Origin of the sequence: Streptomyces sp. NPDC059456 (genome assembly GCF_042750055.1) — a bacterium.
Classification (GTDB): domain Bacteria; phylum Actinomycetota; class Actinomycetes; order Streptomycetales; family Streptomycetaceae; genus Streptomyces.
On sequence record NZ_JBHYVA010000232.1, the window covers coordinates 1 to 11,333 of the forward strand.

11 protein-coding genes are annotated in these 11,333 nt (G+C 70.5%); 6 read left to right on the plus strand and 5 right to left on the minus strand.

Annotation, left to right across the window (positions count from 1 at the left end):
• Positions 1-564 precede the first annotated feature (564 nt).
• The 5 genes from ACFXA3_RS20930 (at position 565) to ACFXA3_RS20950 (ending at position 7,785) form a co-directional block, all read left to right on the plus strand.
• Entirely contained in the window at positions 565-2,055 is a 1,491-nt protein-coding gene (locus tag ACFXA3_RS20930; protein ID WP_385188780.1) for a xanthine dehydrogenase small subunit, read from the plus strand.
• Positions 2,052-4,451 (plus strand): xanthine dehydrogenase molybdopterin binding subunit, encoded by a 2,400-nt coding sequence (gene xdhB / locus ACFXA3_RS20935; protein WP_385188761.1) that lies wholly within the window; start codon positions 2,052-2,054, stop codon positions 4,449-4,451. The genes ACFXA3_RS20930 and xdhB overlap by 4 nt, the downstream gene beginning before the upstream one ends.
• A gap of 1 nt (position 4,452) precedes the next feature.
• Positions 4,453-5,295, plus strand: coding sequence for a xanthine dehydrogenase accessory protein XdhC (gene xdhC / locus ACFXA3_RS20940; protein ID WP_385188763.1), 843 nt, complete (start codon positions 4,453-4,455; stop codon positions 5,293-5,295).
• A gap of 179 nt (positions 5,296-5,474) precedes the next feature.
• A complete protein-coding gene (locus ACFXA3_RS20945; protein ID WP_385188765.1) occupies positions 5,475-6,173 on the plus strand; it encodes an N-acetylmuramoyl-L-alanine amidase in 699 nt (232 codons plus the stop codon).
• Between the two features lie 103 nt (positions 6,174-6,276).
• Positions 6,277-7,785 (plus strand): DUF4246 domain-containing protein, encoded by a 1,509-nt coding sequence (locus ACFXA3_RS20950; protein ID WP_385188767.1) that lies wholly within the window; start codon positions 6,277-6,279, stop codon positions 7,783-7,785.
• Between the two features lie 108 nt (positions 7,786-7,893).
• On the opposite strand, the gene ACFXA3_RS20955 is transcribed toward ACFXA3_RS20950, so the two are convergent.
• Entirely contained in the window at positions 7,894-8,331 is a 438-nt protein-coding gene (locus ACFXA3_RS20955) for a VOC family protein (RefSeq protein ID WP_385188768.1), read from the minus strand.
• Positions 8,332-8,415: 84 nt separating this feature from the next.
• On the opposite strand from ACFXA3_RS20955, the gene ACFXA3_RS20960 reads away from it, so the two are divergent.
• Complete coding sequence (locus ACFXA3_RS20960; protein ID WP_385188770.1) at positions 8,416-8,976, plus strand: hypothetical protein; 561 nt, start codon at positions 8,416-8,418, stop codon at positions 8,974-8,976.
• Positions 8,977-9,063: 87 nt separating this feature from the next.
• Here ACFXA3_RS20960 and ACFXA3_RS20965 read toward each other — a convergent pair whose 3' ends face one another.
• The 4 genes from ACFXA3_RS20965 to ACFXA3_RS20980 form a co-directional block, all read right to left on the minus strand.
• Complete coding sequence (locus ACFXA3_RS20965) at positions 9,064-9,408, minus strand: SCP2 sterol-binding domain-containing protein (protein ID WP_385188772.1); 345 nt, start codon at positions 9,406-9,408, stop codon at positions 9,064-9,066.
• A 226-nt stretch (positions 9,409-9,634) separates the two neighbouring features.
• Complete coding sequence (locus tag ACFXA3_RS20970; protein WP_385188774.1) at positions 9,635-10,039, minus strand: PTS-dependent dihydroxyacetone kinase phosphotransferase subunit DhaM; 405 nt, start codon at positions 10,037-10,039, stop codon at positions 9,635-9,637.
• Entirely contained in the window at positions 10,036-10,647 is a 612-nt protein-coding gene (dhaL, locus tag ACFXA3_RS20975; RefSeq protein WP_385188776.1) for a dihydroxyacetone kinase subunit DhaL, read from the minus strand. Before dhaL ends, ACFXA3_RS20970 begins: the two co-directional genes overlap by 4 nt.
• A 40-nt stretch (positions 10,648-10,687) precedes the next feature.
• Positions 10,688-11,333, minus strand: a 646-nt coding sequence (locus ACFXA3_RS20980) for a dihydroxyacetone kinase subunit DhaK (RefSeq protein ID WP_385188778.1), incomplete at its 5' end; no start/stop codon positions are given.

Here is an 11,333-nt window from a genome sequence, read left to right on the forward strand (position 1 = left end):
ACACGTGACGGCATATCAGCTTCCGGTCCGTGTCCGCACCACCGCACGCGCGGGTCGGCCGCGATCCGCCCGGCTGCCGTACTGCGAGGCCCACTCCTCGGGTACGGCCCTCACCATCCACTGAGGGCCGCGGTCATGGGCCGGGCCGGGACACGACTGGTTGCGCGTACGAATTTCCGCCGTGCGGAGCGCCCTGCGTTCGTGGGTTCGACCTACGTCTGCTTGACCGATCAACCTGCGGCAACGTAGCTTCGACCGCACCGACTCGTGAGCTGCTACTGGAAGGGGGCGAAGCCGGATGCCGACCATCTCCGATTCCCTTCGCCTCGCACACCAGATCGCCTGGGCTCCCGGTCGTGTAGCACACGGCTGCTGAGCAGCCCCCTTCCCGGCGCGCCCGTTCGCGGCCCGGGCACCTTCCTCTCTCTGTCACCACGTGCGGCACGGCTTTGCGTGCCTATTTGTCGCGCTCCGGGTTATCGAGCTGCGACCACCGAAAGAGAAAGCTCCTGAAATGGCGACTTGGACAGTCACATCGACCGCGCGCCGAAATGCGAGTGCGTCATGCTAGCGGCGCGGATCACGGTCAACGGGAAAGAATCACCGATTTCGCCGGCCGCACCCCACACCACCGTGCTGGATTTCCTGCGCGAGCGTGGCCTCACCGGCACCAAGGAGGGCTGCGCCGAGGGCGAGTGCGGCGCCTGTTCCGTCCTGGTGGCCCGTCCCGGGGTGGACAAACCCACTGACTGGGTGGCGGTCAACGCCTGCCTGGTCCCGGTCGCGGCGCTCGACGGCCAGGAGGTCATCACCTCCGAAGGTCTCGCCACCGCCGGCGGGTCCGGCGCGCCGGCCGCCCTGCACCCGGTGCAGGAGGAGATGGCGGTCCGCGGCGGTTCCCAGTGCGGGTACTGCACACCGGGCTTCATCTGCAGCATGGCGTCCGAGTACTACCGGCCCGACCGCTGCGCGCACCCGGAGTCGGACACGGATTCGCCCGACGGCAGCGAGGGTTCCGACGCCGACGCCGAACACGGTCCGAACGGTTTCGATCTGCACGCACTGAGCGGAAACCTGTGTCGCTGCACCGGCTACCGCCCGATCCGGGATGCCGCGTTCGCCGTCGGCATGCCCACCGAGAACGACCCCCTGGCGCAGCGCCGGGAGCAGTCCCCGCCCGAACCGGTCGCCACCCGATACACCCGGGACGACAGCGCGTTCCTGCGGCCCGGCACCCTGGCCGATGCGCTGCGGCTGCTGCGCGAGCGGTCCGACGCGGTGGTCGTCGCCGGCAGCACCGACTGGGGCGTCGAGGTGAACATCCGCTCCCGCCGGGCGAATTGCGTGGTCGCGGTCGACCGTCTGCCCGAACTGCGGCAGCTGCGGACCGAGTCCGACCACATCGAGATCGGGGCGGCACAGACGCTCACGGAGATCGAACGCCGCCTCGACGGCAGCGTCCCGCTGCTGGCTGAGCTGTTCCCGCAGTTCGCGTCCCGGCTCATCCGCAACAGTGCGACCCTCGGCGGCAATCTGGGCACCGGCTCCCCCATCGGTGACAGCCCGCCCGTGCTGCTCGCGCTGGAGGCGTCGGTGCTGCTCGCCGACGCCGACGGTGAGCGCGAGGTCCCCCTCTCCGACTATTTCACCGGCTACCGCCAGAGCGTGCGCCGTCCCGGCGAGCTGATCCGCGCGGTGCGCATCCCGCTGCCGCTGTCACCCGTCACGGCCTTCCACAAGATCGCCAAGCGGCGCTTCGACGACATCTCCAGCGTGGCCGTCGCCTTCGCGCTCGACATCGAGGGCGGGATCGTACGCAAGGCCCGCATCGGCCTGGGCGGCGTGGCGGCCACCCCGATCCGCGCCTTGGCCGCCGAGGCGGCCCTGGAGGGAAAGCCGTGGGCGACGGAGACCGTCGAGGTCGCGTCCCAGGTGCTGCGGGCCCAGGGCACGCCCATGGACGATCACCGCGCCAGCGCCGGCTACCGCTCCGCGATGCTCGGCCAGAGCCTGCTGAAGCTGTACGCCCGAACCACCGAGGCGGTGTCGTCATGAGCCATTTGTCCGAGCGCCCCGAGAAGCCCGTCGTCGGCGTTTCCATGCCGCACGAGAGCGCCAACCTGCACGTCACCGGCGCCGCGCTCTACACCGACGATCTGGTCCATCGCACCAGGGACGTACTGCACGCCTACCCGGTCCAGGTCATGAAGGCCCATGGCCGGATCACCGCGCTGCGCACCGAGGCCGCGCTCGCCGTGCCCGGTGTGGTCCGCGTACTGACCGGTGCCGACGTACCCGGCGTCAACGATGCCGGTATGAAGCACGACGAACCGCTGTTCCCCGATGAGGTCATGTTCCACGGCCACGCCGTCGCCTGGGTGCTCGCCGAGACCCTGGAGGCGGGCCGGCTCGGTGCGGCGGCCGTCGAAGTGGAACTCGACGAACGTCCCTCCGTGATCACGTTGCAGGAAGCGATCGCGGCGAACAGTTTTCACGGCGCCCGCCCCGTGATGGTGAGCGGCGACGTCGACGCCGGCTTCGACGACTCCGTGCACGTGTTCACCGGCGAGTTCCAGTTCTCCGATCAGGAGCACTTCTACCTGGAGACGCACGCGGCCCTGGCCCACGTCGACGAGGGCGGGCAGATGTTCGTCCAGAGCAGCACCCAGCATCCCTCGGAGACGCAGGAAATCGTCGCGCACGTGCTCGGCCTGCACAGCCACGAGGTGACCGTGCAGTGCCTGCGGATGGGTGGCGGCTTCGGCGGCAAGGAGATGCAGCCCCACGGGTTCGCGGCCGTCGCCGCGCTCGGCGCCAGGCTGACCGGTCGGCCGGTTCGGGTGCGGCTCAACCGGACCCAGGACCTGACCATGTCCGGCAAGCGCCACGGCTTCCACGCCACATGGAAGATCGGCTTCGACGCCGAGGGCCGCATCCAGGCCCTGGACGCCACGTTGACCGCGGACGGTGGGTGGAGCCTGGACCTGTCCGAGCCCGTGGTGGCCCGCGCGCTGTGCCACATCGACAACACCTACTGGATTCCCCACGCCCGCATCGCCGGTCGCATCGCCAAGACCAACAAGGTCTCCAACACCGCCTTCCGCGGCTTCGGCGGACCGCAGGGCATGCTGGTGATCGAGGACATCATGGGCAGGTGCGCGCCGCTGCTCGGCCTGGACCCGGTGGAGCTGCGTGAACGCAACTTCTACCGGCAGGGCCAGTCGACGCCGTACGGGCAGCCGGTGTCCCACCCCGAGCGGATCTCCACCGTCTGGCGGCAGGTGCAGAGCGATGCCGGCATCACCGATCGCCGGCAGGCGATCGCGGCCTTCAACGCCGCGCACCCGCACACCAAGCGGGCGCTCGCGGTCACCGGGATCAAGTTCGGCATCTCGTTCAACCTCACCGCCTTCAACCAGGCCGGCGCGCTGGTGCTGATCTACAAGGACGGCTCGGTCCTGATCAACCACGGCGGCACCGAGATGGGACAGGGCCTGCACACCAAGATGCTGCAGGTCGCCGCGACCACGCTGGGCATTGCGCTGCACAAGGTGCGGCTGGCCCCGACGCGTACCGACAAGGTGCCCAACACCTCCGCGACCGCCGCCAGTGCCGGGGCGGACCTCAACGGTGCGGCGGTGAAGAACGCCTGCGAGCAGTTGCGCGGGCGGCTGCTGGAGGTGGCCGGGACCCTGCTGGGTGCGAACGCCGCGGACGTGCGCATCGTCGAGGGCGTCGCTCGCGTCCTCGGCCAGGACGGGACGCTGGCGTGGGACGACCTGGTGCGCACCGCTTACCTCCAGCGGGTCCAGCTGTCGGCGGCCGGTTTCTACCGGACCGAGGGCCTGCACTGGGACGCGAAGACGTTCCACGGTTCGCCGTTCAAGTACTTCTCCTACGGCGCCGCGGCGACCGAGGTGGAGGTGGACGGCTTCACGGGCGCGTACCGGATCCGCCGGGTGGACATCGTGCACGACGTCGGCGACAGCCTCTCCCCCATGATCGACGTCGGTCAGGTCGAGGGCGGCTTCGTGCAGGGCGCGGGCTGGCTCACGCTCGAGGACCTGCGGTGGGACTCCGGTGACGGGCCGAACCGCGGCCGGCTGCTGACCCAGGCCGCGAGCACCTACAAGCTGCCGAGCTTCTCGGAAATGCCCGAGCAGTTCAACGTCAGGCTGCTGGAGAACGCCACCGAGGAGGGTGCGGTGTACGGCTCCAAGGCGGTGGGTGAGCCTCCGCTGATGCTGGCCTTCTCCGTGCGAGAAGCGCTGCGGCAGGCGGCCGCGGAGTTCGGGCCCTCCGGAGTCAGCGTGGAGCTCGCCTCCCCGGCGACACCGGAGGCCGTGTACTGGGCGATCGAAGCGGCCCGCAAGGCGGGCGTGCGGCACCACGGTCATGTCTCCGACGGCAGCGAGAACCCTTCCGACGCAAGCGCTTTGAGCAATGCCTGACATGAGCTGGGTGGCCGCGGTCGCGCGGTTGCGGGCACGCCGGGAACCCGGCGTGCTCGTGACCGTCGCGACCGTGCGCGGCCACGCACCCCGCCGGGCCGGTGCCAAACTCGTCGTGGGGCGGACCGAGACCTGGGGTTCGATCGGCGGCGGCAACATCGAGGCCGTGGCCATCGACCGGGCCCGCGAGCTGAACGGCACGGACGGTCCTGAGCCGGAACTGATGGAATTCGCCCTCAACGACAAGGTCACCGGCCGGCACGGCGTGCAGTGCTGCGGTGGGGCCGTCACCGTGCTGCTCGAACCGCTGCCGGTGGTCGAGGCGGTGGCGGTCTTCGGCGTCGGGCACGTCGGACTGGAACTGGCACGCATCCTGGCCCGCCACCACCTCGACCTCCATCTGATCGACACCCGCCCGGACATGCTCACGGACGAGCGGCTCGGCGTGCTCGCGGACGCGGTGGCGCAGATCCACGTGCACCACACCCCACTGCTTCCGGAGGAGGTGCTCACGGAGCTGCCGCCCGGCACCCACGTCCTGATCATGACCCATGATCACGCCGAGGACGCGGCGCTGTGCGACGCCGCCTTGCGCACCCCCGGTCTCGGCTCGATCGGACTGATCGGCTCGTCCGCCAAATGGGCGCGGTTCCGGCAACGGCTGGCCGCCGAGGGCGGCCACGACGCCGCCACCATCGACCGGATCAAGACCCCGATCGGAATCGCCGGGATCACCGGCAAGGAACCCGCCACGATCGCGGTGAGCGTCGCGGCAGACCTGCTCCGGGCCTTCGAACAGGACCGTCACCGGGCGGCGGCGAACCCGGTTGCCGCGGTGCCGTAACCGCCGGTCTCCGGCACCGGGCACCGGGCACCCGGCACGCGGCCGCACTCCAGGCGGAGCGCAGACCTGTCCCACCGTCATGAAACGGTCATCGAGCGGTCTCATTCCGACATAGAAGGTCGGCAAGTATTCCGGTGGAGAACGTTCAGCCCAGCCGGGATCCGTACGGAGCCGCTCGCGTGACCCACCGCAAACCGAAGCCGCGACTGGTGTCGCGTCGCACCGCCCTGGCCTGCACCGGTGGCGGAATCGTCGCCAGCGCCCTCGGCCTCGCCGTCGACGTCGATGTCGACGTCAGCAGCGTCCCGGTGCCCGGCCGGGCGCAGACGCGGGACGGGGCCGGGGCGGGGCCACCCCCGCAGAGGACGCGCGAACGGGGGCAGGCATGGATGCCGGACGCCGTCCTCAGACCGCTGGCGGTGAACTTCACCCCGGGCGGGATCAGGGAGATGCGGGGCCTGGTCCTGCACGTGCAGGAGGGCGAGAACTCGCTCCACGACCGCTTCAGTGACCCGTCAGTGGGGTGTTCCGCGCACTTCTGGGTCTCGCAGTCCGGCGAGATCGAACAGTACGTCTCCGCACACGACCGGGCCTGGGCGCAGGGCTCCGGGAACCCGTCGTGGCTCTCGGTGGAGACCTCGGGATTCGCGAGTCGGCCGCTCACCGCACAGCAGGTGGACGCCGTCGCCCGGATCTACGCCTGGGGCATGGCGCAGCACGGGTGGCCCCTGGAGCCGGCCTCCACACCGTTGGGCCAGGGATTCGGCATCCACAGCATGGGCGGCCAGGACTGGGGCGGCCACGCATGCCCCGGCCCGCTCCGGTCCGCCCAGACGGGGGACATACTCAACGCGGTCCGGGTGACGTACGCCCGGTAGGTGTCGCAGCGGGGAAGAGCCACGAGGCGGCGGGACCGGCCGGGTGTCAGTCCGCTGAAGTATTCTTCCGGCCACCGCACACCGACTCGAAGGACCAAGAGAATTGACCGGCCTGTCTGCCTTCCCGCTGCCCTTTCATGCGTCCCGTTCCATAGCGTTCGCGACACCCCGAACGCTGCGGGAACTTCAGATGATGCAGTGCAGCGCGCACATTCGGGCGAAGCACGGATGGTTCGACAAGATGAACGACGCCGACGTCGTCGCCAGGTGGACGCAGGAAGCGGTCGCCCAGGGCCTCACCGGGGCACAGGTTCACTACGTGCTTGCCGAACTGGCGCATTACGCCGCGCTGCGGGACGGACGGACCGGCGTCGAGGTGTCCGCCGTCGACGGGGTGTGGCAGTCGGACGCACTGGTCGACGACGAGCTCAGGTCCCGGCTGTCCGAGGCGGTACGGGTTCTGGAACAGGTCCCCGAAGCGGAACGTGACTGGCACCCCGGCTCCGACGGCCAGGTACTGGATCTGGTTCATCCCTCGCTGTTCTGCCTGGTGCGAGAGGTGAGCGGCGCGCCCGAGCGGGCTTGGCGGAATCCGACGGACCGCTATTCGAAGTACGAGTTCTCGGAGAAGTTCCAGTGGCTGCCCACGGACGTCGACGTCAGTGACGACGGTGATGTCGCCTTCCGTTCGTACGTCAACAACGTCCACCCCGAAGCGCACCGCGAACTGGCGGCCGTCCTGCCGGATCTGTTCGGACGGATGCGCCCGCTGCTGGAGAACGTGCTCACCGATCTGCGTCATCCGCGGCCCTTGCGCATCGAGGCCGATCCCTACGGATGGTACGACTCGGAACCGGAGCACCCGGAAAAGTCCTCCTACGGTGACGACGCGGCCTACACGGAAGCCGTTCGTGCGTGGGAACGGGCCCAGGACGACTGGTGGGAGAACCGCCGTCCGGTCATCCCGGACGCCCCCGCCTTCACCGCGCCCGCAGTGCCGGACGCATCCGCCCGCGTCGACCTGCGCGGCCGCGGGCTCCAGGTCATCGTGAAGCTCGCCACCATTCACCTCACCCCGGACAAGCCCGAGTACCCCGGCGGTTCCTGGCACGTCGAGGGAATGATGAACGAGCGGATCGTCTCGACCGGCATCTACTACTGGGACAGCGAGAACATCACCGAAAGCCGGCTGAGCTTCCGGGCGGCGCTAGACGACCCGAACTACGAGCAGAACGACGACAACGGCGTGCGCGAGGTCTACGGCCTGGAGGACGAGGACGCCCTGAACCAGGTACTGGGATCGGCTTCGACCCCGGCGGGCCGCTGCCTGGCGTTCCCGAACATCCTGCAACACCGTGTCGGCTCGTTCCGTCTCAAGGACGCCACCCGCCCGGGGCATCGCAAGATCCTTGCCTTCTTCCTGGTCGACCCCTCGGAAAAGATCGTCTCCACGTCCGATGTGGCACCGCAGCAGCCGTGGTCCGACACCTCGACCATGACGCTCGAACAGGCGAAGGGCTACCGCGAGCAGCTCATGCAGGAACGCAAGTTCTTCGTCGACGAGCACAACGAACAGCTCTACGAGCGGGAATTCTCCCTCTGCGAGCACTGAGGCCCCGGCCTCGGCCTCGCTCTTGCGCGAGGGTCCACGGACGGAGTCGGCGGACCCTCGCGCCGCTCAGGGCGGCCGGTGGACGAGCGGGTGGGACCCGATCAGCCGTCAGTGCTTCTTCAGCTCCTCGGCGAGCATCACCAGGATGCCGCTGGGGCCGCGGACGTACGTGAGCTTGTAGACGTCCTCATAGGTCGCCACACCGCGAAGCGGACGGCATCCGTGCCGAGCCGCCGTCTCCAGGGCTTCGTCGATGTCGTCGACCGAGAAGGCGACGCGATGCATGCCGATCTCGTTGGGACGAGTGGGCTCCGACTCGATCGCCTCGGGGTGGATGTACTCGAACAGCTCAAGGCGGCCTTGACCGTCCGGCGTCTGGAGCATGGCGATCTTCGCATGGTTGCCATCAAGGCCGACGGCCGTGTCCGTCCACTCACCACTGACCGTGTCCCGGCCGATGACCGTGAGGCCGAGGTCGGTGAAGAACGAGATCGCCGCTTCGAGGTCGCGGACGGCGATGCCGACGTTTTCGAGTTTGATGGCCATGCACTGCATGCTAGGGGCTGTCCCGGGATGCAGCGCCGGGGCGATGCCGTGTGAACCGGGACTGGGGGCAGAGGGATGTGCGTCATGGATGCGGCGGCCAAAGAGCCCGCCGTCGCTAGGTTCCTGCACGAGTATCCGCGGATGGAGCAAGCAGAGTGCGACCACCCCGCGCTCGTGGGCTGCGCCGATGCCGGCTGGTCGCAGATTCCCGGTTGTCCTGCCGGGATCCCGGTCCTGTTCCGCGGGCTCCTCGATCAGGCGGCGGGCCCCGAGGCCCTGCGCGTGCTGGGGAACGTCCTGATGAACAGCATCTTTCATCCGAGCGCGGCGATGCCGACCGCCTTGCCCTTCCTGATCCGTCTGGCAGCCGTCCCTGACATCGCGGTGCGCCCCGATGTGGTCGAACTGCTGGCCCTGGTCGCCGAGGTGTCCCAACCCGTCGAAGCGGACGCCGAAGGCCAGGCCGGGCTGTTCGGCCACGACGCCGATCACCCGGAACGCGCATGGTGCAGGGCCGCGTTCGCCGCACATGCCTCTGAACTGCGCGCGCTGCTGGAGGACGAGAGCCTTCCGGACGGGCTGCTCAGCGCGGACGACCGCGAGTGCCTGCTCAAGGCTGCGGAACCGCAGCGAGATCTCGCCTGATGACCGCTGATGACGCAGGCCGGGACGTGTGGGGCCGGTGTGCCGCGGCACCGCCGCGCTCAGCGGTGCCGCGAGGCGAAGTCCGTGTCAGTCTCCGACCCTGAAGAGCGACTGGAGCTTCATCGCCAGCTGCTGGTTGCCGACGAGCTTCATCTTGCCGGCGAAGAACAGCTGCATGCCCTGCGCCTGCGGGTTCTCGTAGAGCTTCTGGAAGTCCTCCACCGCCATGGTCATCGTCACGTCGGCGCCGCCCGGATTTCCCTGTGTGACGCACGGGCCCGATTCCGTGGCGTCGACGAACCATTCGCCGCCGCCGTCCCCGGTGACATTGATCTGGAACTTCCCGCCGACCTGCTTGGCCTTCTCCGGATTCCCGACGAACCTGGCCGGCAGTTCCTCGTTGAACAGCCGCTGGACATCGACCGCCACCATGGACTCCCCTCCGCGCAGCGGGCCCCTGATGAGCCCGCCCGGGTATCTGTCCACCGGACGGCCCCACAAACGGCATCATCCGGCCACGGCAGGACGTCCCGCTCGGCAGACCGCATCCCCGTCGGCCATTGTCCCGCCGGCCGTGCCGCGGGTCCCGGATCACGTCGGGGGGGGGGGGGCCCCCCGCCCCGGTCGGGAGTTCGTTTCCGGCCGGGCCGGCGGTGGGTCAGGTCTTGCGGTAGGTGTAGGCCTCCTCGGCTGCCGCGGCCACCGCCTCCAGGGGGGCGCCCGCCGAGGCCGCCACCACCGCGGCCACCGCGCCCTCCAGGAACGGGGCGTCCAACAGCCTGGATCCCGGGGGGAGTTCCTCCTCCACCAGCAGTGCCTTCACCGTCAGTACCGAGCTGCCCAGGTCCGCCAGCAGCGCGACCCCCGCCCCCCGGTCCACCTCGCGGGCGGCCGCCGCGATCCGCTCCGCGCTCGTGCCCAGGGATTCGTCCGCGGTGCCGCCCGCCGCCGCGACCGGGACGACCGGGCCGCCGGCCGCCAGGCCCCGCGCCAGGTCGGCCACGGACTGCGCGACCGCCGCGCTGTGCGAGACCAGCACGATCCCCACCACCGGCCCGCTCATGCGGCACCTCCCGCATCGGCCGCATCCGCGAGCGCGGCCAGCAGCAGGGCCGCCGAGGTCGCCCCCGGGTCCTGGTGCCCGATGCTCCGCTCGCCGAGGTAGCTGGCCCGGCCCTTGCGGGCCAGCATCGGCACCGTCGCCAGCGCACCCCGCTCCGCCGCCTGCGCCGCCGCCCGGTACGAGGTGGCCAGCTCCGCCACCCCGGGCACCAGCGCGTCCAGCATCGTCTTGTCGCCCGGCGCCGCCCCGCCGAGCTGCGCCACCGCGCCGACCCCCGCGTACAGGGCCTTGCGCAGCTCCTCGTCGGAGACCTCGGCGGCCTCCCCGAGTTCCTTGCCGGTGCGCCGCAGCAGCGTCCCGTACAGCGGGCCCGACGCCCCGCCGACCGTCGAGATCAGCGTCCGTCCCGCCAGGACCAGCACCGCGCCCGGGCCCGTGGCGGGTTCGGCGTCCAGGGCCCCCCGTACCGCCGTGAACCCGCGCAGCAGGTTGCTCCCGTGGTCCGCGTCCCCGATGGGGGAGTCCAGCTCGGTCAGCCGGGGCGCCTCCCGCTCCACCGCGGCCGCGGCGGCCGTCATCCAGCGCCGGAAGAAGTCTCCGTCCCTCACGTGCGTCTCCTTGCCTCGTCCTTGTACCGTCACCCTCGTCTCACCGGCCCCAGCGCAGGGCCGCCGTCTGAACGGGCGCGTCCCACAGCCGCAGCAGCTCCTCGTCCGCCCGGCACAGCGTCACCGAACACCCCGCCATGTCCAGGGAGGTGACGTAGTTCCCGACGAGCGTGCGCGCCACCGGCACCCCGCGCTCGGCCAGCACCCGCGCCACCTCCGCGTGGAACCCGTACAGCTCCAGCAGCGGCGTCGCCCCCATGCCGTTGACCAGCGCCAGCACCGGCCCGTCCGCCGGGGCGAGCCGTGCGAGCTCCTCCAGTACGGCGCCCACCGCGATCTCCGCGATCTCCCGCGCCGGCATCACGGGCCGCCGCTCGCGCCCGGGTTCGCCGTGGATGCCGATCCCGAGTTCGAGCTCCCCGTCGGGAAGATCGAACGTCGGGCTGCCCTTCGCCGGAGTCGTGCACGCGCTGAGCGCCACCCCGAAGCTGCGCGAGGACGCGTTGACCCGCCGGGCGAGCTCCGCGACCCGCTCCAGCGGGGCCCCCTCCTCGGCGGCCGCACCGGCGATCTTCTCGACGAACAGCGTCGCCCCGGTGCCGCGGCGGCCCGCCGTGTACAGGCTGTCGGTGTCGGCGGCGTCGGCGGCGACCAGTAAGCGCTCCACCCCCCGGCCCTCCCCCGCT

Coding starts and splice junctions, on each gene's coding strand:
- ACFXA3_RS20930 (WP_385188780.1), top strand. CDS start 565: ATGCTAGCGGCGCGGATCACGGTCAACGGGAAAGAATCACCGATTTCG.
- xdhB (WP_385188761.1), top strand. CDS start 2,052: ATGAGCCATTTGTCCGAGCGCCCCGAGAAGCCCGTCGTCGGCGTTTCC.
- xdhC (WP_385188763.1), top strand. CDS start 4,453: ATGAGCTGGGTGGCCGCGGTCGCGCGGTTGCGGGCACGCCGGGAACCC.
- ACFXA3_RS20955 (WP_385188768.1), bottom strand. CDS start 8,331: ATGGCCATCAAACTCGAAAACGTCGGCATCGCCGTCCGCGACCTCGAA.
- ACFXA3_RS20960 (WP_385188770.1), top strand. CDS start 8,416: ATGGATGCGGCGGCCAAAGAGCCCGCCGTCGCTAGGTTCCTGCACGAG.
- ACFXA3_RS20965 (WP_385188772.1), bottom strand. CDS start 9,408: ATGGTGGCGGTCGATGTCCAGCGGCTGTTCAACGAGGAACTGCCGGCC.
- ACFXA3_RS20970 (WP_385188774.1), bottom strand. CDS start 10,039: ATGAGCGGGCCGGTGGTGGGGATCGTGCTGGTCTCGCACAGCGCGGCG.